This window comes from Nocardioides sp. BE266 (genome assembly GCF_031457855.1).
Classification (GTDB): Bacteria; Actinomycetota; Actinomycetes; order Propionibacteriales; family Nocardioidaceae; genus Nocardioides.
The window spans coordinates 108,976-133,503 of the sequence record NZ_JAURTI010000002.1; the positions used below are offsets into that span (position 1 = coordinate 108,976).

27 protein-coding genes are annotated in these 24,528 nt (G+C 71.8%); 18 read left to right on the forward strand and 9 right to left on the reverse strand.

Going from position 1 to position 24,528, the window contains the following annotated elements; translation table 11 throughout:
• Positions 1-9 precede the first annotated feature (9 nt).
• Both J2X46_RS04835 and J2X46_RS04840 read right to left on the reverse strand, forming a co-directional pair.
• Complete coding sequence (locus J2X46_RS04835; RefSeq protein WP_310247566.1) at positions 10-753, reverse strand: hypothetical protein; 744 nt, start codon at positions 751-753, stop codon at positions 10-12.
• On the reverse strand, positions 750-1,667 hold the full coding sequence (locus J2X46_RS04840) for a hypothetical protein (protein WP_310247569.1): 918 nt from the start codon (positions 1,665-1,667) through the stop codon (positions 750-752). The genes J2X46_RS04835 and J2X46_RS04840 overlap by 4 nt, the downstream gene beginning before the upstream one ends.
• 133 nt (positions 1,668-1,800) lie before the next feature.
• Between J2X46_RS04840 and J2X46_RS04845 the strand changes: the two genes are divergently transcribed.
• From J2X46_RS04845 to J2X46_RS04880, 8 genes are all read left to right on the forward strand, one after another.
• Positions 1,801-2,208, forward strand: coding sequence for a hypothetical protein (locus tag J2X46_RS04845; RefSeq protein ID WP_310247571.1), 408 nt, complete (start codon positions 1,801-1,803; stop codon positions 2,206-2,208).
• 37 nt (positions 2,209-2,245) lie between these two features.
• Complete coding sequence (locus J2X46_RS04850) at positions 2,246-3,139, forward strand: phosphoribosylaminoimidazolesuccinocarboxamide synthase (protein WP_310247574.1); 894 nt, start codon at positions 2,246-2,248, stop codon at positions 3,137-3,139.
• The gene (locus tag J2X46_RS04855; RefSeq protein WP_310249171.1) at positions 3,136-3,588 is read left to right on the forward strand and encodes an SRPBCC family protein; all 453 of its coding nucleotides are present in this window, start codon (positions 3,136-3,138) and stop codon (positions 3,586-3,588) included. The genes J2X46_RS04850 and J2X46_RS04855 overlap by 4 nt, the downstream gene beginning before the upstream one ends.
• A 31-nt stretch (positions 3,589-3,619) precedes the next feature.
• Positions 3,620-5,185: a long-chain fatty acid--CoA ligase gene (locus tag J2X46_RS04860; RefSeq protein WP_310247577.1), complete on the forward strand. Its 1,566-nt coding sequence runs from the start codon at positions 3,620-3,622 to the stop codon at positions 5,183-5,185.
• Complete coding sequence (locus J2X46_RS04865) at positions 5,185-5,370, forward strand: hypothetical protein (protein ID WP_310247580.1); 186 nt, start codon at positions 5,185-5,187, stop codon at positions 5,368-5,370. The genes J2X46_RS04860 and J2X46_RS04865 overlap by 1 nt, the downstream gene beginning before the upstream one ends.
• A 198-nt stretch (positions 5,371-5,568) precedes the next feature.
• Complete coding sequence (gene purS / locus J2X46_RS04870) at positions 5,569-5,850, forward strand: phosphoribosylformylglycinamidine synthase subunit PurS (protein ID WP_310247583.1); 282 nt, start codon at positions 5,569-5,571, stop codon at positions 5,848-5,850.
• Positions 5,851-5,899: 49 nt separating this feature from the next.
• The gene (gene purQ, locus J2X46_RS04875) at positions 5,900-6,568 is read left to right on the forward strand and encodes a phosphoribosylformylglycinamidine synthase subunit PurQ (protein ID WP_310247586.1); all 669 of its coding nucleotides are present in this window, start codon (positions 5,900-5,902) and stop codon (positions 6,566-6,568) included.
• On the forward strand, positions 6,565-7,008 hold the full coding sequence (locus tag J2X46_RS04880; RefSeq protein WP_310247587.1) for a DUF3817 domain-containing protein: 444 nt from the start codon (positions 6,565-6,567) through the stop codon (positions 7,006-7,008). The genes purQ and J2X46_RS04880 overlap by 4 nt, the downstream gene beginning before the upstream one ends.
• Positions 7,009-7,120: 112 nt before the next feature.
• Here J2X46_RS04880 and J2X46_RS04885 read toward each other — a convergent pair whose 3' ends face one another.
• From J2X46_RS04885 to J2X46_RS04895, 3 genes are all read right to left on the reverse strand, one after another.
• Positions 7,121-8,464 (reverse strand): glycoside hydrolase domain-containing protein, encoded by a 1,344-nt coding sequence (locus J2X46_RS04885; RefSeq protein ID WP_310247589.1) that lies wholly within the window; start codon positions 8,462-8,464, stop codon positions 7,121-7,123.
• A 64-nt stretch (positions 8,465-8,528) separates the two neighbouring features.
• Positions 8,529-8,930, reverse strand: coding sequence for a hypothetical protein (locus tag J2X46_RS04890; protein WP_310247590.1), 402 nt, complete (start codon positions 8,928-8,930; stop codon positions 8,529-8,531).
• Between the two features lie 70 nt (positions 8,931-9,000).
• Positions 9,001-10,092 carry a hypothetical protein gene (locus J2X46_RS04895; protein ID WP_310247591.1) on the reverse strand — a complete coding sequence of 364 codons (1,092 nt, stop codon included), beginning with the start codon at positions 10,090-10,092 and terminating at the stop codon, positions 9,001-9,003.
• A gap of 152 nt (positions 10,093-10,244) precedes the next feature.
• Between J2X46_RS04895 and J2X46_RS04900 the strand changes: the two genes are divergently transcribed.
• Both J2X46_RS04900 and J2X46_RS04905 read left to right on the forward strand, forming a co-directional pair.
• Positions 10,245-10,625, forward strand: coding sequence for a hypothetical protein (locus J2X46_RS04900; RefSeq protein WP_310247594.1), 381 nt, complete (start codon positions 10,245-10,247; stop codon positions 10,623-10,625).
• A 2-nt stretch (positions 10,626-10,627) separates the two neighbouring features.
• Complete coding sequence (locus tag J2X46_RS04905; RefSeq protein ID WP_310247596.1) at positions 10,628-11,767, forward strand: hypothetical protein; 1,140 nt, start codon at positions 10,628-10,630, stop codon at positions 11,765-11,767.
• 20 nt (positions 11,768-11,787) lie between these two features.
• Here J2X46_RS04905 and J2X46_RS04910 read toward each other — a convergent pair whose 3' ends face one another.
• Complete coding sequence (locus tag J2X46_RS04910) at positions 11,788-13,263, reverse strand: MFS transporter (protein WP_310247597.1); 1,476 nt, start codon at positions 13,261-13,263, stop codon at positions 11,788-11,790.
• Between the two features lie 119 nt (positions 13,264-13,382).
• Here J2X46_RS04910 and J2X46_RS04915 point away from each other — a divergent pair, with 119 nt between their 5' ends.
• The 3 genes from J2X46_RS04915 (at position 13,383) to J2X46_RS04925 (ending at position 17,479) form a co-directional block, all read left to right on the forward strand.
• Positions 13,383-13,931, forward strand: coding sequence for a TetR/AcrR family transcriptional regulator (locus tag J2X46_RS04915; protein WP_310247600.1), 549 nt, complete (start codon positions 13,383-13,385; stop codon positions 13,929-13,931).
• Between the two features lie 132 nt (positions 13,932-14,063).
• Positions 14,064-16,376 carry a phosphoribosylformylglycinamidine synthase subunit PurL gene (purL, locus tag J2X46_RS04920; RefSeq protein WP_310247603.1) on the forward strand — a complete coding sequence of 771 codons (2,313 nt, stop codon included), beginning with the start codon at positions 14,064-14,066 and terminating at the stop codon, positions 16,374-16,376.
• Between the two features lie 104 nt (positions 16,377-16,480).
• Positions 16,481-17,479, forward strand: coding sequence for a glycosyl hydrolase family 18 protein (locus J2X46_RS04925; protein ID WP_310247605.1), 999 nt, complete (start codon positions 16,481-16,483; stop codon positions 17,477-17,479).
• 112 nt (positions 17,480-17,591) lie between these two features.
• Here the strand turns inward: J2X46_RS04925 and J2X46_RS04930 are convergent, their stop codons facing one another.
• Together J2X46_RS04930 and J2X46_RS04935 are read right to left on the reverse strand one after the other, a co-directional pair.
• The gene (locus tag J2X46_RS04930) at positions 17,592-18,338 is read right to left on the reverse strand and encodes an ABC transporter permease (protein ID WP_310247608.1); all 747 of its coding nucleotides are present in this window, start codon (positions 18,336-18,338) and stop codon (positions 17,592-17,594) included.
• Positions 18,335-19,369, reverse strand: a complete 1,035-nt coding sequence (locus J2X46_RS04935) for an ATP-binding cassette domain-containing protein (protein ID WP_310247609.1) — start codon at positions 19,367-19,369, stop codon at positions 18,335-18,337. The genes J2X46_RS04930 and J2X46_RS04935 overlap by 4 nt, the downstream gene beginning before the upstream one ends.
• A gap of 61 nt (positions 19,370-19,430) precedes the next feature.
• On the opposite strand from J2X46_RS04935, the gene J2X46_RS04940 reads away from it, so the two are divergent.
• Positions 19,431-20,387: a YafY family protein gene (locus J2X46_RS04940; protein ID WP_310247612.1), complete on the forward strand. Its 957-nt coding sequence runs from the start codon at positions 19,431-19,433 to the stop codon at positions 20,385-20,387.
• A 102-nt stretch (positions 20,388-20,489) separates the two neighbouring features.
• Here J2X46_RS04940 and J2X46_RS04945 read toward each other — a convergent pair whose 3' ends face one another.
• Positions 20,490-21,749, reverse strand: a complete 1,260-nt coding sequence (locus J2X46_RS04945) for an MFS transporter (RefSeq protein WP_310247614.1) — start codon at positions 21,747-21,749, stop codon at positions 20,490-20,492.
• Positions 21,750-21,817: 68 nt separating this feature from the next.
• Here J2X46_RS04945 and J2X46_RS04950 point away from each other — a divergent pair, with 68 nt between their 5' ends.
• Genes J2X46_RS04950 through J2X46_RS04965 form a run of 4 tightly spaced genes read left to right on the forward strand, consistent with a single transcriptional unit; the run spans position 21,818 to position 24,505 of the window.
• Entirely contained in the window at positions 21,818-22,381 is a 564-nt protein-coding gene (locus J2X46_RS04950) for a helix-turn-helix domain-containing protein (protein ID WP_310247617.1), read from the forward strand.
• A gap of 35 nt (positions 22,382-22,416) precedes the next feature.
• Entirely contained in the window at positions 22,417-23,247 is an 831-nt protein-coding gene (locus tag J2X46_RS04955; protein WP_310247619.1) for an alpha/beta hydrolase, read from the forward strand.
• Between the two features lie 23 nt (positions 23,248-23,270).
• Positions 23,271-23,606 (forward strand): sterol carrier family protein, encoded by a 336-nt coding sequence (locus tag J2X46_RS04960; protein WP_310247622.1) that lies wholly within the window; start codon positions 23,271-23,273, stop codon positions 23,604-23,606.
• Positions 23,603-24,505, forward strand: a complete 903-nt coding sequence (locus J2X46_RS04965; protein ID WP_310247625.1) for a 2-hydroxyacid dehydrogenase — start codon at positions 23,603-23,605, stop codon at positions 24,503-24,505. The genes J2X46_RS04960 and J2X46_RS04965 overlap by 4 nt, the downstream gene beginning before the upstream one ends.
• Positions 24,506-24,528 lie beyond the last annotated feature (23 nt).

The following is a 24,528-nucleotide window of genomic DNA, read 5'->3' on the forward strand; positions in this document are numbered from 1 at the left end:
GTCCCCACTCTAGAAGCCGGCGTCGGCGGTGTCGTCGACGTCGGTCGAGTTGTCGACGTCGCCCCCGACCTCGATGGCGTTGAGGACGAGGTTGGCGGTGTCGAACAGGGCGTTGAGGTACTTCATCGCGGTGATCGCGACCTTGGCGAAGCGCAGCAGGTTCTCGATGGCGTTCTTGCCCTGGCTGATGAGCTGGATGACCCGGCGCACCTTGCCCGGCGCGGACACGCCCGCCTTGACCCAGCCGGCGAACGGCACGGCCGCGTCGGCCAGGATCTCCTGGATGCAGGAGTCGATGAACTCCAGCGCTGCGCACACGCACTCGGCGGTGGCCTGGGCGACCTCGAGCATGTTGCCCATCTGCTCGGCGATGAGCTCGGCGGCGTCCTCCTGGCCCTGGTGGGCCTCGGCGATCCGGTCGAGGATCGCGTCGATCGAGGCGGCGGCCTGCCCGTCGAGGTCCGGCGCGATCTGCGAGCGCAGCGAGGCGTAGTTGTCGCCGACGGCGCCGCTCGCGCTCGCGACCTGGAGCCACCCCTTCTGCATCGAGGAGATGGCGTTGAAGTCACCGGCGATGGGCTCGAGCAGCTCGGCGAGCAGGTCGCGGTGCGCGAACTTCTTCACCGCCCACAGGATCGCCCCGATGATGAGGCCGCAGTCGTCGCGCAGGCTGTCGATGTAGTCGCCCATCCCGCCGTCGGGACGGCCGCCCTCGACGGCCTGGCTGGCGTCGTACCGCTCCATGATGCTCATCGCGCACCCCAGTCCTGCAGGTCCTTGTCCTCGTCGCGGTCGCGGAAGTCGTCGAGGTCCTCGGCCTGCTCGTGGTTCTCGCCGATGTTGTCGACGTGGTCGACCAGGTCGTTGACGTTGTCCTGCAGGTCGCTCGCCTCGTTGTAGAGGTCGTTGGCGTGGGCGCCCGTGCGTCCACCGAGGTCACGGCCGTCGTTGAAGTCGCGGTGGTCGCGGCTGGTGTCGCGGCGCGTGTCCTTGCCGTGGTCGCGGGCCTCGGCACGGCTCGCGCCGTCGGCCTTCGCCTCGTCGCGGGCCCGCTCTCCGGCGTCGCGGGCGTCGTCGCGCTGCCGGTCGCGAGCGTTCTCGTCGACGCGGCGCTCGTCGCCGTCCTTGTCGGTCTGGCGGTCCCACCAGTCCGAGTAGCGGTCCTTGTGGCTCTTGGCCCAGTCGGGCTGGTCGGTCTCGCGCTGGGTGTCGCGCAGCGCCTGGTCGCGGGCGGCGTCGCCGTAGTCGCCGTGGTCGAGCCCGTCGAGGTCGTCGTCGCGCCCGCCCGGGGAGGCCGGCGGCGGGGTGCCGCCGGGCTGGTAGTCGTCGCCACCGGTGGGGAACTGGTAGGGCGCGATCGCGGCGAGGTCGCCGAGGGCGTCGCGCATGCGCTTGTAGGCCTTCAGGTCGGTCTCGATGAAGTCCTCGCGGGTGGCGGACAGCTCGCGGCTCATCTTGTCGCCGATCTGCACGGAGTTCTGCAGGCCCTCCAGGGCGGCGTTGACGCCGGCGTTGTAGGAGCCCTCGAAGAGGTTGAGCACCCCGCGGAAGGCCGACGGCCGGTCGCACACGTGGCTGACGTAGGACTTGATCTCGGCGACGTGGTCGGCCTGCCCTCCGCACAGCGCCGAGGCGCCGGCCAGGGTCGAGAAGGTGATGCGTAGCAAGGAAACCCCCGTGGACATGTGGTTGCGCAGGTCAGATGCCCTGATGGCGCCTCCGCGAAACCCGAGCGAGGAGGACGGTACGTCCCCGACCCGCGGTGCGGGGCGGAACGTGCCACCTTGGTTGGATGGCCTCGTGGACGCCGCCGTCGAGACCTTCGCCGCCGCCTTCGACGCGTGCTTCGACCGCTGTGTCACCGGTGCGCTCGTCGAGGCGGAGTGGCAGGAGGAGGCGCTCGACGCCACCGCGGTCGCGATGGTGGAGGTCGCGGTCGGGATCCGCGCCGGCGAGCCGGAGCCGTGGAGCCGGGCCGAGCAGCGGGCCCGCGAGCTGGCCGCCGAGCGTCGCGGCACGAGGCCGGGCTCGCTCTTCCTCGACCGGCGGCTCACCGCCGCCCAGGACGTCGTACGACGTCCGCTCGGCGAGCTCGTCGACGCGCTCGAGGACCTCGACCTCGAGCCCGGCGACACGTTCACGACACCTGCTGCTGCCAGGAGCCTGCGCGACGACCTGCGTCACGCCGTCGCGACGCTCGTGCGGTAGAGGGCACGCGGCCCTTGCGCCCCGATAGGCTCAGCACGTGGCCGAGCTGAACATCCCTGCAGCCCCTGTCATCGAGGGCACGACCCATCTCCACTCGGGCAAGGTGCGCGACCTCTACCGCATCGACTCCGGCGAGCACGAGGGCCAGCTGCTGATGGTCGCGAGCGACCGGATCTCGGCCTACGACTTCGTCCTCGACACCACGATCCCCGACAAGGGCGAGATCCTCACCCGGATGTCGCTGTGGTGGTTCGACCGGCTCGCCGGCCTGGTCGGCAACCACGTCGTGTCGACCGACGTGCCGAAGGCCGTCGCCGGTCGCGCGGTGATCTGCGAGCGGCTGGAGATGTACCCCGTCGAGTGCGTCGCGCGCGGCTACCTCACCGGCTCCGGGCTGCTGGACTACCAGCGCACCAACGAGGTCTGCGGCATCGCGCTGCCCGCGGGGCTGCAGGACGGCAGCCACCTCCCCGAGCCGATCTTCACGCCGGCCACGAAGGCCGAGCTCGGCGACCACGACGAGAACGTCGACTACGAGGCGGTCGTCGAGGCCGTCGGCGACGACGCCGCGGCCGAGCTCCGCATGCTGACCATGGAGGTCTACGACAAGGCCCACGCCATCGCCCGCGAGCGCGGCATCATCCTGGCCGACACCAAGCTGGAGTTCGGCCGGCGTCCGGACGGCACGACGATCCTCGCCGACGAGGTCCTCACCCCCGACTCCAGCCGCTTCTGGCCCGCCGACCTGTGGCAGCCCGGGCGCGCCCAGCCGTCGTACGACAAGCAGATCGTGCGCGACTGGCTGACCGGGGAGTCGGGCTGGGACCGGCACTCGGGCGAGGCCCCGCCGCCGCTGCCCGATGCCGTCGTCGAGCGCACCCGGGCGCGCTACGTCGAGGCGTTCGAGCTGCTCACCGGGGAGACGTTCTGACCACCCGCCGCTTCTCCGCCACCGTGGAGATGCCGCACACGGCGGAGCAGGCCTTCACCTACCTCGTCGATCCCCGGCTGCGCCCGGAGTGGCAGTCGAGCCTGCTGTCGACGGACGTGCCCGAGGACGAGGAGCCGCACCTCGGCCAGGCCTGGACCGAGCTGACCATGGTCGGCGTGCGTCCCAGCCTGGTCGTCGTCGAGTTCGCCCCGTTCCGCTCGTGGGCCGAGCGCGGCACCTGGCGCGGGGTCGAGGCCACGCTGCGGCTTCGGTTCACCTCGACCGGCCGTGGGTGTCGCGTCGTTGCCGAGGGCGAGGTGACCGGCTCGGGCGTGTACGCCATGGCCGCCGGCAGCTCCGGGCTGCTCGCGGGCCGCGCGATCGCCGCCGACCTCCGCACCGCCACTCACCGGATCACGCAACGCCAGGAGCCTCCGGCAGACGCGTGACGGCCTGCGAACCGGTGAGTAGGTTGACGTCATGCCGAACCTCTCCTCGCTCCTCGAAGGCTCCGCCGAGGCCCACCCGGACCGCACTGCTGTCGTGCTGGGCGACTCCCGCCTGAGCTACGCGCAGGTCAACGCCGCCGCCAACCAGGTCGCCAACCTGCTGGTCTCGCGCGGCATCGAGCCGGGCGACAAGGTCGCGCTGAGCTGCCCGAACCTGCCGTACTTCCCGATCGTCTACTACGGCATCCTCAAGGCCGGCGCGACCGTGGTGCCGCTCAACGTGCTGCTCAAGGGACGCGAGGTGGCCTACCACCTGGACGACTCGGACGCGAAGGCGTACTTCTGCTTCCAGGGCACGCCCGAGCTCCCGATCGGCACGGAGGGGTACGCCGGCTTCCAGCAGGCCGAGGGCTGCGACCACTTCTTCGTGATCACCGCCGACCCGGCCGCGCCGTCGCCGATCGAGGGCGCCCAGACGCTCGGCCAGGCGCTGGTCGGGCACGCTCCGATCTTCTCGTCGGTCGACGTCGACGGTGACGACACCGCGGTCATCCTCTACACGTCGGGCACCACCGGCCAGCCCAAGGGCGCCGAGCTGATGCACCGCAACATGATCAGCAACGCGCTGGCCAGCGACGCCCTCTTCGGCGCCGACGCCGAGACGCCCGACACCCTGCTCTGCGTCCTGCCGCTCTTCCACTCCTTCGGCCAGACCGTGATCATGAACGCCGGCTTCGCCTTCGGCGGCACGGTCGTGCTGCTGCCGCGCTTCGAGGCCGGGCCGGCCCTCGCGCTGATGGACAAGGAGGACGTCACGTTCTTCGCCGGCGTCCCGACGATGTACTGGGGCCTGCTCGGCGCGCTCGACGACTCCGGGGTCGACGTGCACAAGCTCGCCGAGCGGATGCGGGTCGCCGTGGCCGGTGGGTCCGCGCTGCCGGTGGAGGTCCACCACGAGTTCGAGCGCCGCTTCGGCGTCACCATCCTCGAGGGCTACGGACTCTCCGAGACCTCGCCGGTGGCCAGCTTCTCCGTCTGGGGCGAGCCGGTGCGCGTCGGCTCGATCGGCAAGCCGATCCCCGGCGTGGAGATGAAGCTGATCGACCCCGAGCCGGGTGTGCGCGAGGACGTCGAGGACGGCGAGGACGTGGTGGGCGAGATCGCCATCAAGGGCCCCAACATCATGAAGGGCTACTACGGCCGTCCCGACGCGACCGCCGAGGCGATCGTCGACGGCTGGTTCCGCTCCGGCGACCTGGGCCGCAAGGACGCCGACGGCTGGTTCTACATCGTCGACCGGTCCAAGGACATGATCATCCGCGGCGGCTACAACGTGTACCCCCGCGAGATCGAGGAGGTGCTCCTCACGCACCCGGACGTCTCGCTCGCCGCCGTGATCGGCGTTCCCCACGAGAGCCACGGCGAGGAGATCAAGGCCGTCGTCATCCGCAAGGACGGCGCCACGGTGACCGAGGACGAGCTGGTCGCGTGGGGCAAGGGGCAGATGGCGGGCTACAAGTACCCGCGGATCGTGCAGTTCGTCGACGCCCTCCCGATGACCGCCACCGGCAAGATCCTCAAGCGGGAGCTGAGCTGATGCGACCCCTCCTCATCGCGCTCGGCGTGGTGATGGTGCTGACGGGCGGCGTGTGGACGGCCCAGGGCCTCGGCTACCTGAAGGGCAGCCCGATGACCGACCAGAGCATCTGGGCGATCCTCGGCCCCCTCGTCGCCGGCCTCGGCCTCGGGCTCGTGATCGTCGCCGCCCGCCGCCGCGAGTGACGTGGCTGGGTCCTGCATCAGGAAGGCAGTTCGCGTCGATCGCTGTCGTCCGCACGCTCAGCGCCCGTGCTGCATGCCTGAACTGCCTTCGTGGTGATCCTCGCCCGTGTCCGCACATGCGTGCCCGGCGCACGGGGCCCGCGCAAGGCTCACTAGAATCGGGCTCGCCCACCTCCAGCCTGTCCCCAGGAGCACTCCGTGGCCCGAGTCGTCGTCGACGTCATGCCCAAGCCCGAGATCCTCGACCCCCAGGGCAAGGCGGTGCTCGGTGCGCTGCCCCGCCTCGGGTTCGACCTCGTCACCGATGTCCGCCAGGGCAAGCGGTTCGAGCTCCAGGTCGACGGCGAGATCACCGACGCGGTGCTCGCCGAGATCGACAAGGTCGCCGAGACGCTGCTCTCCAACCCGGTGATCGAGGACTACGAGGTCCACGTCGAGGACCACTCCGTCGCCGAGGTCGCCCACGAGGCCGGACGATGAGCACCCCACAAAACTGCTCGCTGCGCTCGCACTTCCGCGGGGACCCCGCATGAAGGTCGGGGTCGTCACCTTCCCCGGCTCGCTCGACGACGTCGACGCGCGCCGTGCCGTCGGCATCGGCGGCAACGAGGCGGTCGCGCTGTGGCACGGCGACGCCGACCTCAAGGGCGTCGACGCGGTCGTCCTGCCGGGAGGCTTCTCCTACGGCGACTACCTCCGCTGCGGCGCCATCTCGCGCTTCGCCCCGGTCATGACGTCGGTGATCGAGGCGGCCGGGAAGGGCATGCCGGTCCTGGGCATCTGCAACGGCTTCCAGATCCTCTGCGAGTCCCACCTACTGCCCGGTGCGCTGATCCGCAACGACCACCGCAAGTTCGTCTGCCGCGACCAGCGGCTGCGCATCGAGCGCGTCGACACCCCGTGGACGTCGTCGTACGCCGCCGGGGCGGAGGTCACGATCGTGCTCAAGAACGGTGAGGGCGGCTTCGTCGCCGACGAGGCGACGCTCGACCTGCTCGAGGGCGAGGGCCGCGTGGTCGCGCGCTACCTCGACGACAACCCCAACGGCTCGCTGCGCGACATCGCCGGCGTCTCCAACGAGCGCGGCAACGTCGTCGGCCTGATGCCCCACCCCGAGCACGCGGTCGAGGACCTCACCGGTCCCGGCACCGACGGGCTCGGCTTCTTCACCTCGCTCGCCTCGAAGGTCTTCGCGTGAACCCTGTTCGTCTCTACCGCCTCGTCGCGCGTGCCGAGGCCGTCACCTGGGCGCTCCTGCTGACGGGCATGTTCCTCAAGTACGTCACCGAGACCACCGAGCTCGGCGTGCAGGTCTTCGGCATGGTCCACGGCGTCGTGTTCATCGCCTACTGCCTGACCACCGTGCTGCTCTGGATCGACCAGCGGTGGTCGCTCGGGCGCGTCGCGCTCGGCCTGCTGGCGGCGATCCCGCCGTTCGCGACCGTGCCATTCGAGTCGTACGCCGAGCGCGCGGGGCTGCTCGGTGACACCTGGCGGCTGCGCACCGAGGAGCCGACGGGCATCCTCGAGAAGCTCGCCGCCTGGCTGCTCCGCCGGCCCGCCCAGGGCCTGCTCGTCGGCCTGCTCGCCGTCGCCGGGCTCACCGGCGTCGCGCTCGTCGTCGGCCCGCCGGCCTGACTCGTCAGCGATCCCCGGTCAGCCGGGGATTCCTGAACTTGTCAGGCGTTGCACGGGCCGACAAGTTCAATGATCCCCGGTCAGCCGGGGATCACGAAAGAACGGTGCGACCTCAGCGGCCCTGCTGGAGCTTGTTCCAGGTCTGGGTGGTGGCGACGCCGGAGACGCTGATCCTCAGCCGCTTCTGGTAGGTCCGCAACGCGGCCTCGGTCTTGGCGTCGAAGACGCCCGTCGCCCGGAAGCGGCCGGCGCCGGCCGCGTTGAGCGCCCGCTGGAGCCGGTGGACCGACTCGTCGGCGGAGCCGAGCTTGATCGTCGTACGGGCTCCGGCGGAGAGCAGCGCGACCCAGTGGCGCTTCTCGAAGGTGTCGGCCGGGGTGAACTTCCGCGCCGCCTGCCAGGCACGCGCCGCGGCGATCGTCGCGGCGTCGTACGCACCGTTCAGCGGACCGGAGTAGGTGCCCTGCTCGGTGAGCAGGCACTGCAGCACCTTCACGCGGGTCGCCTGGGCGGTGCCGGGGGACAGGGCCGGGTACTTCCAGTAGCCGAGCCGGGTGCCCGGGCAGCGTCCCTCCGCCACGGGCTGCGAGCCGGCGCCGAGGTCGATGTAGTTGCTGTCGATGTTGATCGTGACGCCGCCCCACGTCTCGTTGTGGCCGCCGCGGTACTGCTTCATCCGGCCGCCGGGACGCCACCCGTCCTCGGGGATGTACGTCGTCGAGGTGTTGGCGGCGCCGTCCCACCGGGCGATCCAGATCCGGTCCGGCAGCACGAACTGGCCGGGACGCTGGAGGCGGGCGTCGTCGAGCATCTTGATGCCGGAGCTGGCGCTGGAGTAGAAGCCGGCGACGTAGCCCTGCGCCTTGATCCGGCTCACCCAGTTGGAGACGAAGACCAGCGCGGACTCGCGGCAGGCGGTGTTCTTGAGGTCGAAGCCCTCGAGGTCGTACCAGATCGTGCTGCCCGGCCCGATGCCGTACGCCATCGCGTCGGCGACGTTCTTGTCGGCCTCGGCCACGCCCTGTGCGGCCGCCGTGGCGTAGCCGCCGGCGGACTTGTTGGAGATCTTGAAGTCGTCCTTGTAGCGCGGGAATCGCGGCTGGCAGGAGGCCTGCGGACCGAGCGCGATCGGCAGCAGCCGCCAGCCACGGGCCACCTGGGTGGCGATCCAGGTGGGGCTCAGGTTGGTCTGCGTGCGGCAGGCGCGCGAGTCACCGGAGATGTAGATGCCCACCGCGGAGAAGGGCGACTTCTTCCACCAGGTGTCCATCGCCGACTGGGTCGGGGCCAGGCACTGGTCGAAGCCGTGGCCGGTGAAGTCGCCCGGCGTCGCCATCGCGATCTGGAGCTGGCTGGCGAGCTTCGGCGCGCTCGTGCCGTCGGACGCGCCCGCGGGCACGGAGCCCAGCGGGACGAGGAGGATGAGCGAGAGGAAGGCGAGGACGACGCGACGCATGGGTGGACAAAACCACACCAGTCACACACGTAACAGGGCTTCCGGAGAACTACAACGCTGTAGTTCAGGAGTCGCTGCTGGGCACCTCGTCGAGCAGGAAGTTGCCCTTGGCCTCTTCCTCCTCCACCAGCTCCTCGAAGGCCAGTGCGATGTCCTCCTTGTGCTCCTCGAACATCCGCGTCAGGTGCCCCTGCAGCAGTACGCCGTTCGGCGACTCGCCCGCGAAGACCTGCTCCCAGGTGTCCTCGCCGCCCTTGATCTTCTCGACGAGGGCCTGCATGTCCTCGCCGAGCTCACCGGACTCCGCCTGCTCCTCGAGGGCTTCCTTCTCCTCGTCGGTGAGCAGCGGGCGGGCGTTCATCTGATCGACGGTCGCCTGCAGGTCGGCCAGGCTCGCGCCGAGGTCGTCGCGGGCCTCGGCGATGGCCGCCAGGATCTCGGCCTGGCTGCGGACCTCGTCGCTCATCTCGGGGTCCCTGCGGCGTTGTCGGCGGGAGGAGCGCAGCGGGGGACGACGAGAACGTCGTGGGGTGAGTTCATGCGAGGGCGGGGGTCGGCGCGGTGGGCGCGACCGGGGCGCGCTGCCCGATGGTCGGCGTGCTGACCGACTCGGGGTCGCGGATGACGCTGCTCGGCGTGCCGGTCGAGGTCGGGGCGGTCGGGGTCGAGACGGGCGCCTTGTCACCGTCGAAGAAGTTCTTCACGGTCTCGATGAACGACTTCACCTGCTTGAGGATGTTGATCAGCTTCATGATCGCCTTGTAGGCCTTCATCACGGCCTGGAAGGCCTGCCACACGGCCTGCACGACGCGGGCCCAGCCGACGCCGGGGATGCTCATCGTGGCGAGCGCCGAGGAGACCGTCTGCACGGCCGACTTCACGCACTGCACGACCGAGAGCGCGGTCTGCCAGGCGTCGCGGCAGATCTGCACGATGTTCTGGCCCATCTGGATCAGCTGGCCGGCCTGGGTGTTAAGGGAGCCCACCCAGGTGCCGATCTGCTTGATCGCCGCGTCGGAGGCGCCGCCCTGCCACGTCTTCGAGATCGTCTCGCCGCCGCTCTGCAGGTTGGCGGCGACGCCCTTCATCGAGGTGCCGAGACTGCCGAAGGAGGAGCCCTGCGAGGAGGCGCCGACCACGTCGCCGCCGATCTTCTCGGCGAGCTCGGCGCGGATGTCGAAGCCGGTGAGCATCCGCACCAGGTCGCACACGGTGTCGTAGGGGAAGCCGAAGCTGATCTGCGGCAGGCTCGTCTCGGTCGGCCCGGCCCTGCGGATCGTGGTGTCGGCGACGTCGAAGAAGCTGCTCGAGCCGTCGCGCCCGTCGGCGCCTGCGGCACGGTGACGTCGTACGACGCCGTCCTCGGTGAGCGTGAAGTCGCGGGCCGTCGCGCGCAGGGCCTCGGCGTGGTCACCCATCCCGGTGCCGTTGTCGGTGAGCGACTGGTTCACCGAGGGGAGGAGGGAGTTGTAGGCGCCCATCATCGTCTCGAGGATCGGGCCGAAGTCGGTCTGGACGAGGGCGTTGCCGCCGTTGCGGGCGATGCCGGTGAGGTCGTCGCTGGCGCGCTGGACCTGGGCTGACCAGGCGTCGAGCTCCGAGAGGTCGACGGTCATCACGGCGTTCATCAGCATCTCCTGGGGGCCGAGGGGGAGGAGCTCGAGGGGTGCCGGGTCACGTTCCCCGAAGTCGGCGCGGCGAAACCGCAGGCCGTGATTTGTTTACCCACAGGTTCGGTGGAGGGGTGTTTGGGCCCGGTCGTCGCGGGTATCCCGCACAGGTGAGCGGAAGCGGCAAGCGGTCCCTGATGCAGGTCGACCCGACCAGGCTGGTCGAGCTCGCCGCGTCCTCGGAGGCGATCCTCGACGCGATGGTGCAGGACTGGTCCACGGCCCTCGACGACCTCTCGAGGGCCTGCGCGAACCTCGGTGACGCGGTCGGCACGCGCAACGTCTCGGCGTCCTACGCCGACTCGCTGGCCGACGCCGGCGAGGTCGTCGCGTCGCTGGCCGAGACCCTCGCCCTGGGCGTCAGCGGTCTCGTCGACGCCGCGCACGACGCCGTGCGCGCCGACGACACGGTGGCCTCCGAGCTCGACCGCACCACCCAGCAGATGGCCGACGGCGGCTTCGGCCACCGGCCCGGACGGGGAGGTCGCTAGCCGTGCCCGCCAACCTGTGGGAGCTGCGCTCCGACGTGCTGCCCCTCGAGGTGGCGGCGCAGCGGTGGAGCGAGATCGCGACGCTGATGGCCCGCCGCGGCGACGAGATCGTCGACGCCGCGGTGCGCGCGACCGAGGGCTGGGACGCCGCGGCCGCCGAGAGCTACGACCACCACCGCCGCCAGGTGCTGGCCAACCTCGACCGCTTCACCACCCTCGCCAGCCAGATCTCCGGCTCGCTCCGCGCGGTGGCCAGCATCATCACCTCCTCGCAGAAGGAGCTCGACCTGGCCTGGACGAAGGTCGAGATGATCCCCCACGAGGTGGTCGGCGACTCCCGCTACCTCGTGTTCAAGCCCGAGGCCGACGACGACCGCACCAAGGTGACCGCCGGCCAGGAGGAGGCCGAGGAGATCCGCCGGCGGCTGACCCTCTCGCTCGACCAGGAGAGCACCCGGCTGCGGTCGGCGCGCTCGGAGTTCATCATGGTGCGCACCGAGCTCCAGACGATCGGCGGCGGCACCTTCGCAGGCGGCATCGAGAGGGGCACCGAGGAGTCGGGCGTGGGCACCGTCCCGATCCCCAGCACCTCGGTGCCCGGCTCGGCGCAGGGCGGAGGCGGCGCTGCCGGGCTGCCCCCGATCGGCCCGATCTCGTTCGAGATGCCGCACCTCACCGGCATCTCGGCAGCGGGCCTGGCCCCCTTCATCGCGACGGCGGCCGGTGCCGCCGCCCCGGGCCTGCGCGGGGGTCGTCGTACGTCGCCCGCAGGCACAGCTCCGATGGGGGGCATGGGCGCCGGCGGCATGGCGGCCCGCGCCGGCACGATGTCGCGCGGCATGGCCGGCGGGCGTAGCGGCTCGCAGCGGCTGGCGACCCCCAAGCTGCAGGGGCAGGCCGAGTCCGAGGCCGCCCTCTCGGCCACCGACAAGGACGCCGCCAAGCAGGCGGCGAAGGAGGCCAAGCGCGCCGAGCTCGAGCAGAAGCGTGCCGAGCGCGCTGCCCGCCGGGCCGAGCGCGAGGCCGAGAAGCAGGACCAGGACCGAGTGCCCGAGGCCGAGGTCGACGAGGCCGAGGAGGGCGAGCACGATGACGCCCCCGACGCCGACCGGGAGGCCGACGGCGGGGGCGCGGATCGTTGATCCCGTGGGGATCGGGTGGGTCAGGCCGCCTCGGCAGCCAGCTCGGGCTCGGGGTCGGTGACGACCTCCGCGACCTCCTGCTTGGGCGTACGCAGCACGGTGGCCGCGACGAGCAGGGCGACGGCCGCGAATCCGGCCGAGGTGAGGAAGGCCGCCTGCAGGCCGGGCACGAACTGGCCAGGCACCGCGCCGGCGGCGTACACCGACACGATCACCGCGACGCCGACGGCGCTGCCGAGCTGTTGCGTGGTCTGCAGCAGGCCCGACGCGGATCCCGCGTGCTCGTGCTCGACGCCCGAGAGCACCGTGACTGTGATGGGCATGAACACCAGGCCGGTGGCCAGGCCCGCGATCAGCATCGGGCCGAAGACGGCGCCGAGGTAGGTGCCGGTCGCGTCCGCACCGCTGAGCCAGGCGTAGCCCACGGTGAGGGCGGCCGTGCCGGTCATCAGCATCGCGCGGGGTCCGACCCGCCCGATCAGCCACGGGGTGACGCGTGACATCCCGAAGATGCCGAGGCTGAAGGGGAGGAACGCGAAGCCCGACATCAGCGGACCGAAGCCGAGGACCGTCTGGACGTACTGGACGACCAGGAAGAACATCGACAGATTCGCGCCGATGACCAGCGCCATCGCGGCGAGCGCGCCGACGCGGCGGCGGCGGACCAGGTGCGGCTGCACCATCGGGTGCGGGTGCCGGGTCTCCGTGCGGGCGAGCAGCAGGAGCAGCGCAGCGCCCAGGACGAAGCCGCCGATGGTGCGCGGCGAGGTCCAGCCGTGCTCGGGTGCGCCGATCAGGGCCCACACGAGGGACACGGCGCCGACGGTCGCGCTCGCGGCACCGACGAGGTCGAAGCGGCCGGGGCGGCGCGGCGTCTCGTCGACGAAGCGTCCGACCAGCAGCAGCACGGCGATGCCGAGCGGCACGTTGATGAAGAGCGTCCAGCGCCACGAGCCGACGTCGGTCAGCAGGCCGCCGAGGATGAGGCCGATGGACGCGCCACCGGAGGAGACGGCGCCGAAGAGGGCGAAGGCCCGGTTGCGCGCGGCGTCGTCGGGAGCGCTGGTGGTGAGCAGTGCGAGCACGCTCGGCGCGGCGAGCGCAGCACCGACACCCTGGAGGGCGCGGGTGATGACGAGCTGGCCCGGGGTCTGGGCCAGTCCGCCGAGCGCGGACGCGACGGTGAAGACGGCGAGGCCGAGCTCGAAGGCCCGGCGTCGGCCGAAGACGTCGCCGAGGCGGCCGCCGAGGAGCAGCAGTCCGCCGAAGGCGAGGGTGTAGGCGTTGAGGACCCACGACAGCGACGCGGGGCCGAAGCCCAGGTCGGCGTCGATGCGGGGGAGCGCGACGTTCACGACGGTGGCGTCGAGCACGATCATCAGCTGGGCGACCAGGACGATCGCGATGCCGGCGGCTGCGCGGCCGGCCTGCGGCGGCAGCTCCACGGGGAGCTCCCGGGGGGATCCCTGCTGGCGCAGGGAGGTGGTGGATGACATGAGGTGCGGTCCTGTTCTGGCCTCGTGGGCCGAGGTACAGTAGATCCGGAGGATGACTCCGCTTCCTCCACGACAATACGGAGACTGTCTCCGTTTAGCAAGCCCGAGGTGAGATTTCCGTGCGAGCCGATGCCCAGCGCAACCGAGACCGCATCGTCGAGGTCGCTCGCCAGGTCTTCCGCGAGCAGGGGTACGACGCCTCGCTCGACCTCATCGCGAAGCAGGCGGGCGTCGGACCCGGCACGCTCTACCGCCACTTCCCGAGCCGCGACGACCTGATCGACGCCGTCATGCAGGCGTGGGTCGACCACGTCGAGGAGACGGCCGACAAGGCGCTCGCCCACGAGGGCGATCCGCGCGACGTCCTGCTCAACTGGTTCGAGGAGTACGTCCGGCTGATCAGCGTGCACAAGGGCGGCCCCGCCAAGATCACCGGCGCGATGGGCGACGAGGCCTCCCCGATCCGCACGAAGTGCCAGGTGCTGCAGTCCGCCAGCGGCCGCGTGCTCGACCAGCTGCGGGCGGAGGACGCCGTACGCGACGACGTGTCGTCCCTCCAGGTCGCGCGCCTCGTCGGCGGTGTCGCGACCGTCGCCGACCAGTCCGACCTCGAGCCCGCCGCGGTGCGGCCGATGCTCGAGATCCTCGCGGACGGACTGCTGAAGTAGGGCGCGACAGCGCACTACTTCGATGGTGGTCGAGCAGCGACTCCGGCTGAGCCTGCGAAGCCGGGACGGAGCGTGTCGAGACCTGGTGGGCCGGGAAGCAGCCTCCAGTCGATCGCCGGTAGATTGGCGCCTGTGCCCGACACGAGCGCCCAGTCCCTGACCACGTCCGGCGCGACCGGCACCCTCGACACGGTGGCCCAGGCGTCGACCGACGCCGAGCGCGAGCAGCCGTGGGCCGAGCTCGGCCTCAAGGCGGACGAGTACGCCCGGATCCGCGAGATCCTCGGCCGCCGCCCGACCAGCTCGGAGCTGGCGATGTACTCGGTGATGTGGAGCGAGCACTGCTCCTACAAGTCCACCAAGGTGCACCTCAAGCAGTTCGGCGAGATCCCGCAGGAGACGCCCGTGGGCAAGATGCTCGCCGGCATCGGCGAGAACGCCGGCGTCATCGACATCGGCCAGGGCTACGCCGTGACCTTCAAGGTCGAGAGCCACAACCACCCGTCGTTCGTCGAGCCCTACCAGGGCGCCGCGACCGGCGTCGGCGGCATCGTCCGCGACATCCTCGCGATGGGCGCGCGGCCGGTCGCGGTCATGGACCCGCTGCGCTTCGGCCCGCTCGACGCCCCCGACACCGCGCGCGTGCTGCCCGGGATCGTGGCCGGTGTCGGCGGCTACGGCAACTGCCTCGGCCTGCCCAACATCGGCGGCGAGGCCGTCTTCGACGCGACCTACGCCGGCAACCCGCTCGTCAACGCGCTCTGTGTCGGCGTGCTGCGCCACGAGGACCTCCACCTCGCGAAGGCGTCCGGTGTCGGCAACCAGGTCGTGCTGTACGGCGCCCGCACCGGCGGCGACGGCATCGGCGGGGTGTCGGTGCTGGCCTCCGAGACGTTCGACGCCAATTCCGATGGGAGCAGCGGGCCGGCCAAGCGCCCCAGCGTCCAGGTCGGCGACCCCTTCATGGAGAAGCTGCTCATCGAGTGCACGCTCGAGCTCTTCGCCGCCGGCGTGATCGCCGGCATCCAGGACCTCGGCGGCGCCGGCCTCTCGTGCGCCACCTCGGAGCTGGCCTCGGCCGGTGACGGCGGCATGCACGTCGAGCTCGACCGGGTCCCGCTGCGCGACTCCACGCTCGCGCCGGAGGAGATCCTGATGAGCGAGTCGCAGGAGCGGATGATGGCGGTCGTCGAGCCCGGCGACGTCGACGCGTTCATGGCGATCTGCGAGAAGTGGGACGTCGAGGCCGTGGTCGTCGGCGAGGTGACCGACACCGGCCGGCTGCACATCGACTGGCACGGCGAGCGCGTCGTCGACGTACCTCCACGGTCGGTGGCGCACGACGGCCCGACCTACCAGCGCCCCTTCGCCCGCCCCGACTGGCAGGACGAGCTGCAGGCCGACGACGCCTCGCGCCTGGCGCGTCCGGCGTCGGGCGAGGAGCTGCGGTCCACGCTCCTCCGGCTGGTCGCCTCGCCGAACCTCGCCGACAAGTCGTGGATCACCGACCAGTACGACCGCTACGTCCAGGGCAACACCGTCCTCGCGCAGCCGGCCGACTCCGGGATGGTGCGCGTCGACGCCGACACCAATCTCGGCGTCTCGGTCTCCACCGACTGCAACGGCCGCTTCGCCAAGCTCGACCCCTACACCGGCGCCCAGCTCGCGCTCGCCGAGTCGTTCCGCAACGTCGCCACCGGTGGCGCGCGGCCGCTCGCCGTCTCCGACTGCCTCAACTTCGGCTCGCCGGAGGACCCGGCCGTGATGTGGCAGTTCGCCGAGGCCTGCCGCGGCCTCAAGGACGCCTGCCTCGAGCTCGGCATCCCGGTCACCGGCGGCAACGTCAGCCTCTACAACCAGACCGGCGAGACGGCGATCCTGCCGACCCCGGTGGTGGCCGTGCTGGGCGTGATCGAGGACGTCACGCGTCGTACGCCGACCGGCTTCCGCGCCGCGGACGAGCGCGTCTTCCTGCTCGGCGAGACCCGCGACGAGCTCTCGGGCTCCGAGTGGGCCCACGTCGTGCACGGGCACCTCGGTGGCCTACCGCCCGTGCTCGACCTCGCTGCCGAGCAGGCGCTGGCGTTGCTGCTGCAGGACGCCGGCCGCGACGGTGTCGTCACCAGCGCCCACGACCTCTCCGAGGGCGGTCTCGCCCAGGCCCTCGCGGAGTCGACCTTCACGGCCGGCATCGGCGTCTCGGTCGCGCTGGCCGGCGACGCGTTCGTCGGGCTCTTCTCCGAGTCGACGGCCCGCGCGATCGTCACGGTGACCGACGAGCAGGCCGACGCGCTGGTCGCGCTCGCCGAGCGCCACGGCGTGCCCGTCACGCCCCTCGGCCGCACCGGTGGCGACACGATCTCGGTCGAGGGTGCCTTCGAGGTGCCCGTCGCCGAGGCCAAGGCAGCCTGGCAGGCGACCCTCCCGGCGGTCCTCGGCTCCTGACTCCCGCTGTAACGCCGGGTTGTTGCTTGTAGGCACCCCCGCCGGAGATGGGTAGAACAAGCCATAACCCGGCGTTACAGCGAGCTCGGGGCAGACTCGGCCGCGTGCGTACGACGATCGCTGCCCTCGCCCTGCTCCTCCTCGCGCCGGCGCCGGCGGGCGCCGCACCCACCCCCGAGCGGGCCGCACCTGAAGGGCTCGCGGTCACCGGCTACGCGCTGCCGAGCACCCGGCCGGTGATCATCCGCCGGGACGCGGGTGCGCTGACCACGGTCACTGTCGCCGCCGTCTCCTTGAAGCCTCGTGGTGACTCGACGACCACGCCCGATCCGCGGACCCTCCGGCTCGTCGAGGTCGCGCACCGGCAGGGACTGCGGGCCGAGCTGCTCGTGGGCAACTGGAGCGACCGGCTCGGTGCCTTCGACCCTGACGCGGCCTCGTCGCTGCTGTCCGACCCGGACCACGTCGCGATCGTCGCCGACCGGCTGACCGCCCTCGTCGTCGCGGGCGGCTGGGACGGCGTCAACGTCGACCTGGAGCTCGTCCGGCGCCGCGACTCCCGCGGCCTGGTCGCCCTCGTGGTGGCTCTCCGGCAGCGGCTGCCGGCCAGTGCCTCGATCACCATCGACGTGTCGGCGAGCAGCACCGCATCGGCGTACAGGGATCGGGGGTATCGGCTCGCCGAGCTCGCGGCCGTAGTCGACGCGATCCAGCTGATGGCCTACGACCAGCACGGCCCCGGGTGGTCCGGTCCCGGCCCGGTCGGCGGGCTGCCCTGGGTCGAGAAGAGCGTCGCCGCCGCGCTCGAGGCAGTGCCGGCCGCCAAGCTCGACCTCGGCATCGCGGGCTACGGCTACCTCTGGCGACCCGACGGCACCGGGCGGACCCTCACCGTGAAGGCCGCCCAGCGCCTCGTCGAGCGTGCGGGCGTCGAGCCCCGCTGGCGATCGGGTCCGGCCGAGTGGTCGGCCCGCCTCCCTGACGGCAGCCGCCTCTGGTGGTCGGGCCTCAGCTCGATCGCCCGCCGCGCCACCCTCGCGCAGGACCTCGGCCTCCGCGGCACCGCGATCTGGCGTCTCGGCTCGGCCGGCCGGCTGACCTGACCGACAAGCCGCCGGTTGAGCAGGGCGCCCCGCGCCCGTGTCGAAACCAAGGCCACGGTGGACCTTGGTTTCGACACGCTCGCTGGCGCTCGCTGCTCAACCAGCGGTCCGTTCAGCTGGAGCGGCGCATCGCCCGCACGCCGACCCAGAGGCCGAGGGCCGCGACGACGGCCGCACCGGCGACCCCCCGCGCGACGACGTCGGCCGGGAAGGTGCCCGCGAAGAGCGCGCGCACCGCGTCGACGACGTACGTCATCGGGTTGAGGGTGGAGACGACCTCCAGCCAGCGCGGGGCGCCGTCCATCGGCAGCAGCACGCCGGCAGTCAGCAGGGTCGGGAACAGCAGGGTCTGCTGGACCGTCCAGAACATCCAGTCCTGGCCCTTCGACGCGAGCGCCAGCGCGAACGACAGCGCGCCGACGCCGATGCTGAAGAGCGACAGCACGGCCGCGGCCGCGAGGACGCCGCCGAGGTGGAGGTCGAAGCTGAACGGCGTCACGACCGCGACGATGATCGCGACCTGCATCAGCATCGGCACGACCTCCTTGAGCGCCCGCCCGACGAGCAGGGCAGGACGGCCGAGAGGCGAGACCAGCTGGCGCTCGTGCGAGCCCGACTGCATCTCCTCCATCAGGTTCGAGCCGGTGAACGACGCACCCATCAGGGCGGTCATCGCCACGATCCCGGGCACGAACCACTGGAGCGCGGAGCCGGACGCCATCTCCGGCAGCAGTGGCGCGAAGAGCCCGAGGAAGACCAGCGGCTGGATCATCGCGAAGATGACCGCCATCGGCTCGCGCCAGAGCGGCTTGAGCTCGCGGTTCATCACGTTGACGGTGTCGGCGACGAAGGTGCTCATGCTGCGACCTCGCTCTCGATGGTGGTGGCGTCGGCCTCGGTGGCCGACGGGTCGGGGGACTGCTGGGTCTCGCGCAGGCTGCGACCGGTGAGGTCGAGGAAGACGTCGTCGAGGGTGGGTCGCGCGACCTCCACCCGCTCCGGGGGTACGCCGTCCGCAGCCAGGTCGGCGAGCAGCTCACCGACGAGGGTCGAGCCGTCCTTGACCCGCAGGTCCACCGAGGAGTCGGTGACGTCGACGCGCGACTCGGGCACGCGCTCCAGGCGGGCGGCGGCCCGCGCGGAGGCGGCAGGGGTGGCGAAGCCGAGGCGGACCAGGTCACCGAGCCCGCTCTTGAGCCGGGCGGCGGAGTCGTCGGCGATGGCCCGGCCGTGGTCGACCACGATCACGCGGCCGGCGAGGGCGTCGGCCTCCTCGAGGTAGTGGGTGGTCAGCACGACAGTGCTGCCGCTCTCGGCGTGCAGACGCTGGATCAGGCCCTGGAGGTTGACCCGGTTCTGCGGGTCGAGGCCGGTCGACGGCTCGTCGAGGAACAGCACCCGCGGCAGGTGCACCAGTCCCATCGCGATGTCGAGGCGGCGGCGCTGGCCGCCGGAGAGGGAGGACACCTTGCGGTCGGCGACCGCGGTGAGGTCGAGGTCGTCGATCAGCTCGGCCGCCCGGCGCTGGGCGTCGGCGCGGGAGAGGCCGTGGGCCCGTCCCTGGCTGATGAGCTCGTCGCGACCGAGCTGGCGGTGGCCGGCGCCGTTGCCCTGGCCGACGAACCCGATCGCGCGGCGCACGTCCCGCTGCCCGGTCACCACGTCGTGGCCGGCCACGCTCGCAGTGCCGGAGGTGGGTGGGATGAGGGTGGTGAGCATCCGCAGGGTGGTCGACTTGCCGGCCCCGTTGGGCCCGAGGAAGGCGACCAGCTCGCCCTGCCCGATCTCGAGGTCGAGGCCCTGGACGGCCTCCACGGTCTGCTTGCGCGACGTGAAGTGGCGGGTCAGGCCACGGGTCACGATCGCCGGTCCTGTGTGAGTGAAGGTCATGAAGAAGACGCTAGGGACGTATGCGGTCAGTTCCTGTCCGCATTGAACATATTCTGAGGGCATGAGCACGAGCGAGCGGATGTTGCGGCTGCTGTCCCTGCTCCAGACCCACCGCTACTGGCCGGGTCCGGAGCTCTCCGAGCGGCTCGAGGTGAGCTCGCGGACGCTCCGCCGTGACGTCGACCGGCTGCGCGACCTCGGCTACACCGTCGACGCCGTCCGCGGCGCCGCCGGCGGCTACCAGCTGCGTGCCGGCGGGTCGCTCCCGCCGCTGCTGCTCGAGGACGAGGAGGCCGTCGTCATCGCCGTGGGCCTGCGCTCCACCGCGACGGCCGCGGTCGCCGGTGTCGACGACTGGTCGGTGCAGGCGCTCTCGAAGGTGCTGTCCCTGATGCCGCCGCGCCTGCGCCGCCAGATGGACGCGGTCGCCAGCCAGACCGAGTCACCCGGCCCCTGGGAGGGTGCGCCGGTCTTCGACGCCGCCGTCCTGACCACGCTCGCCCAGGCCTGCCGCGACAGCGAGCTGCTCCGCTTCGACTACTCCGCGCGCGAGGCCGAGGTGACCCACCGCCGCGTCGAGCCGCTCCGCCTGGTGAGCCTCGGCCGCCGGTGGTACCTCGTCGCCTGGGACCGCGACCGGATGGACTGGCGCAGCTTCCGCCTCGACCGGATCGCCGACCCCGAGCCCACCGGCCAGCGCTTCCGCCCGCGCGACCTGCCTGCCGACGACGCCCTCGCCTTCGTGGAGCAGGGCATCAGGCAGATGCCCCAGCGGTACGCCGTACGGGTGCGGGTGGACGTGCCGGCCGACGAGCTCGCGACCCAGGTCGGGCGCTGGGGCACCGTCACGCCCGACGGCACGGGCTGCCTGCTGGAGATGAACGTCGACGACCTGGCCTGGCCGGTCATGGTGCTGGCCGGCTCGGGCGGCAACTTCGTCGTGGAGTCCCCGCCCGAGCTGGCCGAGAAGGTGGCCGAGGTCGGCGCCCGCTTCTCCCGCGTTGGCACGTCGGGGTAGTCCAGTGGACAACGGTCGTCCTGGGTGCTTCTGGACAGCCGTTCACCACTGGACTACCCCGCCGAATCAGCCATTCGTCACTGGACTACACCGACCCGGGATCTACGCGGCCACCGGAGCGCTGATCGGCGGCGCGGCCTCCTCGACCACCCACTCCGAGGGCCGCGGCACCGAGCGGATCGAGCGGCTCGCGGTGAGCAGCACGGCCAGGAGCGCGGACGCCACCACGAGGACGGTGATGGCGGTCGTGCCGCCCTGGTGCTCGAGCAGCCAGCCGCCCAGCAGCGGCGCGAGCGGCATGATCGACATCGAGACGAACTGGCTGGTCGACCCGACCCGGCCTTGCAGGTGGTCGGGCGTGACGGCCATCCGGTAGGAGCTGATGCCCGCGTTGCCGACGGGGTTGAGCAGCAGCAGGAAGAAGGTGCTGGCGCACGCCGTCCACACGCTGGCCGACACCGTGAGCGGCACCAGCGGCAGGCAGCACATCCAGCCGATCAGCACGGTCAGCCGGCCGGTCGGCATGCGGTGGATCAGGCTCGGCGCGAGCATCGCGCCGAGGATGCCGCCGACACCGGCGGCGGTGGAAACGAGGCCGATCTGCGCGGCAGGCACGCCGTCGGCGACCATCCGCAGCACGACCACGAAGAAGATCGCGTTGGTCACCAGGTTGGTCAGTGATGCCCAGGTCATCAGGGTGCGGAAGAACGGCCGCGCCCACATGAAGCGGAAGCCCTCGGTGAGCTGCTGGCGCAGCGGCTCGCTCCGGCGGTGCGGCGCGGAGAGGTCGGTGCGCACCCGGCTCACGGTGACGCACGCGACGGCGTACGACACCGCGTCGACGGCGAACGGCAGCCAGCGGGTGACGGCGTACAACGCACCACCGAGCGGGCCGCCGAGCAGCGAGGCGACGTGCTGGCGCGCCTGGTTCTGGCTGAGCGCGGTCGGCAGGTCCTCGGTCGACACCACCGACCGGATCGCCGACATCTGGGCCGGGTTGAAGACGCCCGCCGCGACGCCCGCGACGAGGGCGACGGCGACCAGGTGGGGGAGCGTGAGGGCGCCGACCGCTCCCGCGACGGCGAGCGACGTGTACGCCGCGCAGCCGGTCGCGCTGGAGACGAGCATGATCCGCTTGCGGTCCACGCGGTCGGCGAGCACGCCGGCCGGCAGCAGCGTCGCGCACAGCCCGCCGAGGTAGGCCGCCTCGACGACGGCCGCGGTGAGCGCCGAGCCGCTGAGGGCGTAGGCGATGAGCGGGAAGACGAACATCGACAGCGCGCTGCCGAGCTCGCTGACGGTGTCGCCGATCCAGAGGACGGTGAAGTCGCGGTTCTTCGAGAGCTGGCGGTATCCGGGCATATGCGCACCATATGTTGCGCAAGTGATGTTGCGCAATAGTGCGTGCGCATTTTCGCTACGATGCGCGCATGGCCGAGCCGAAGCCCTTGTCCGACCCCCGCGTCCTGCGCGCGATCGCGCACCCGGTGCGCACGCGGATCCTCGACGAGATCTCCGCGACCGGCCCGATCCGCGCCGCCGACGTGGCGCGCGAGCTCGGCATCCCGGCCAACCAGGCCAGCTTCCACCTGCGCCAGCTCGCGAAGTACGGCCTCGTCGAGGAGGCGCCGGAGGAGGCGCGCGACAAGCGCGACCGGGTGTGGCGGGCCACCGCGGAGCAGGGCTTCACCGTCAACCTCAGCGAGCTCGCGGAGGCGCCCGGGGGCCGGGCCGCGGTGGAGGTGTTCCGCAGCAGCAAGATGGCCTCGCTGCACGAGGTGGTCGATCGCGCGTTCGCGATGAGCAAGGAGGAGGGCCGCGGGGTCTTCGCGGTGTCCGACCACGCGCTCAAGCTCACCGACGACGAGGCCCACCAGCTGCGGGGCGAGATCGACGCCGTGATCGAGGCGTGGGCCGAGCGCACCCGGGGCCGCGAGCCGGGTCGCCGGACCTACCAGGTCGTGCAGGTCATGCAGCCACGCGCCGACGGGTGACCGAGCGATCCGCGGATCGGCTCCGAACACCGCACATGCGCCGTCGTACGCTTCTGGCCCTGCCCGTGCTCGGGCTCGCCCCGCTCGTCCTGCTGACGACCTGCTCCGAGGAGTCCGTCGTGCCCACGCCCGATCCCGGACCCGTCACGCCGGACGGCGTCGAGCGCATCACCTACGGCGACGACCCCTCCCAGTTCGTCGAGCTCTATCGCCCGCAGGGTGCCTCGCGCGGCGTCGTGGTGGTCATCCACGGCGGCTTCTGGAAGGCGGCGTACGACTACACGCTCGGGCAGCCGCTGGCCGCCTCGCTCGCGGAGCGGGGCTGGACCGCCTGGAACATCGAGTACCGCCGGGTCGGCAACGGCGGCGGCACCCCCGAGACCTTCGACGACGTGGCCGCGGCGATCGACGCCCTGGCCGAGGTCGACGGCCTCGACCTCTCCACCGTGGTGACGCTCGGGCACTCCGCCGGTGGGCACCTCGCCGTGTGGGCCGCCGGTCGTGTCGATCCGGGCGTCGCGGTGACGCACGCGATCTCGCAGGCCGGCGTGCTCGACCTCGTCATGTCCGAGCGGATGGGACTCGGCGGCGGGGCGGCCGCGGCACTGCTCGGGCACACCCCCGGGCCCGACGACGCGCAGTGGGACCCGCAGCAGCAGATCCCGCTCGACGTACCCGTGTGGTGCGTGCACGGCGTCGACGACGCGATCGTCTCGCTCGGCCAGTCCGAGGGCTACGTCGTGGACGCCACGGCGGCCGGGGCGCGGGCCGAGATCATCCGGGTCGAGGGCGACCACTTCGTGGTGATCGACCCGGAGTCGCCCGCGTGGCAGTCCCAGCTGGAGATCCTCGACTCCATCGCCTGAGCCGGCCTGACTAGGCTCGACGAGTGCCTGCCCGACTCAAGGTCCTGACTGAAGCAGAGCTCGAGGGCGCCGACACCAAGGCGCTCGTGAAGCACTACCTGGCCGTCCTCGAGACGCGCGCGCCCGGCCGCTCGGTGGAGGTCCGCGTCCCGCCCTACGCCGCCGTGCAGGCGATCCCCGGCGTGCGACACACGCGCGGCACGCCGCCCGCGGTCGTCGAGACCGACGCCGAGACCTGGCTCGCCGTCGCCACGGGTCGGACGACGTGGGCCGAAGCGGTCGACTCCGGCCGGGTGTCGGCGAGCGGCGAGCGCACCGACCTGACGCCGTACCTCCCCTTGACCGGGGAGCAGGCATGAAGGCCGCGATCGCGACGCAGGAGCTGGCCGACGCGGTCGGCCCGGTCGACGGCGTCGAGGTCGCGATCTGGAACGGCGACGGCCCGCCGCCCGCTGGCGAGGTCGCGCTCTGGGTGCCGCACTACGCCACGCGCGCCGACGTCATCGACCGCGGCCACCTGCTCGACGGGCTGCGGGTGGTGCAGCTCCAGAGTGCCGGGTACGACGGCGTGGCCGAGCGGCTGCCCGACGGGATCACGCTCTGCAACGCGACCGGCGTCCACGACGACGCCACCGCCGAGCACGCGGTCGGCCTTGTCCTGGCCAGCCTGCGCGGCATCCCCGAGGCCGTGCGGAGCCACGGGCACTGGACCTCCGACAAGATGCGGCGCTCGCTGGCCGACTCGCGGGTGCTGGTCCTGGGCTACGGCTCCATCGGCCGCGCTCTGGCCGAGCGGCTGCTGCCGATGAAGACCTCGGTCACCGCGGTCGCCACGCGCGAGCGCGACGACGACCTGGTCGGCCGGGTGCGCGCGATCGCCGACCTGCCCGACCTGCTGCCCGACCAGGACGTCGTGGTCGCGCTGGTGCCGCTGAGCGACGCCACCCGCGGGATCCTCGACGACGCCGCGTTGTCGTTGCTGCCCGACGGAGCCCTCGTCGTCAACGTGGCCCGCGGCCCCGTGCTCGACACCGACGCGGTCCTCGCCCATGCCGGGCGGCTGCGCTTCGCCCTCGACGTCACCGACCCTGAGCCGCTGCCCGACGGCCACCCGCTCTGGGACGCGCCCGACGTGCTGATCACGCCGCACATCGCAGGAGGTACGACGGCGATGCTGCCGCGCATCTCCGCACTGGTCCGCGACCAGCTGCGCCGCATGGTGGCCGGCGAGCCGCTGGTCAACGTGGTGGGCGAGTAGCCCTCCAGAACAGGGTCGGAAGG

Bases quoted from the DNA above. Each gene is read 5' to 3' on its own strand.
- J2X46_RS04965 (WP_310247625.1), top strand. From the start codon at position 23,603: ATGAAGGCCGCGATCGCGACGCAGGAGCTGGCCGACGCGGTCGGCCCG.
- J2X46_RS04950 (WP_310247617.1), top strand. From the start codon at position 21,818: ATGGCCGAGCCGAAGCCCTTGTCCGACCCCCGCGTCCTGCGCGCGATC.
- J2X46_RS04940 (WP_310247612.1), top strand. From the start codon at position 19,431: ATGAGCACGAGCGAGCGGATGTTGCGGCTGCTGTCCCTGCTCCAGACC.
- J2X46_RS04955 (WP_310247619.1), top strand. From the start codon at position 22,417: ATGCGCCGTCGTACGCTTCTGGCCCTGCCCGTGCTCGGGCTCGCCCCG.
- J2X46_RS04910 (WP_310247597.1), bottom strand. From the start codon at position 13,263: ATGTCATCCACCACCTCCCTGCGCCAGCAGGGATCCCCCCGGGAGCTC.
- J2X46_RS04885 (WP_310247589.1), bottom strand. From the start codon at position 8,464: ATGCGTCGCGTCGTCCTCGCCTTCCTCTCGCTCATCCTCCTCGTCCCG.
- J2X46_RS04935 (WP_310247609.1), bottom strand. From the start codon at position 19,369: ATGACCTTCACTCACACAGGACCGGCGATCGTGACCCGTGGCCTGACC.
- J2X46_RS04945 (WP_310247614.1), bottom strand. From the start codon at position 21,749: ATGCCCGGATACCGCCAGCTCTCGAAGAACCGCGACTTCACCGTCCTC.
- J2X46_RS04835 (WP_310247566.1), bottom strand. From the start codon at position 753: ATGAGCATCATGGAGCGGTACGACGCCAGCCAGGCCGTCGAGGGCGGC.
- purQ (WP_310247586.1), top strand. From the start codon at position 5,900: ATGAAGGTCGGGGTCGTCACCTTCCCCGGCTCGCTCGACGACGTCGAC.
- J2X46_RS04860 (WP_310247577.1), top strand. From the start codon at position 3,620: ATGCCGAACCTCTCCTCGCTCCTCGAAGGCTCCGCCGAGGCCCACCCG.
- J2X46_RS04890 (WP_310247590.1), bottom strand. From the start codon at position 8,930: ATGAGCGACGAGGTCCGCAGCCAGGCCGAGATCCTGGCGGCCATCGCC.
- J2X46_RS04930 (WP_310247608.1), bottom strand. From the start codon at position 18,338: ATGAGCACCTTCGTCGCCGACACCGTCAACGTGATGAACCGCGAGCTC.
- J2X46_RS04895 (WP_310247591.1), bottom strand. From the start codon at position 10,092: ATGAACGCCGTGATGACCGTCGACCTCTCGGAGCTCGACGCCTGGTCA.
- J2X46_RS04865 (WP_310247580.1), top strand. From the start codon at position 5,185: ATGCGACCCCTCCTCATCGCGCTCGGCGTGGTGATGGTGCTGACGGGC.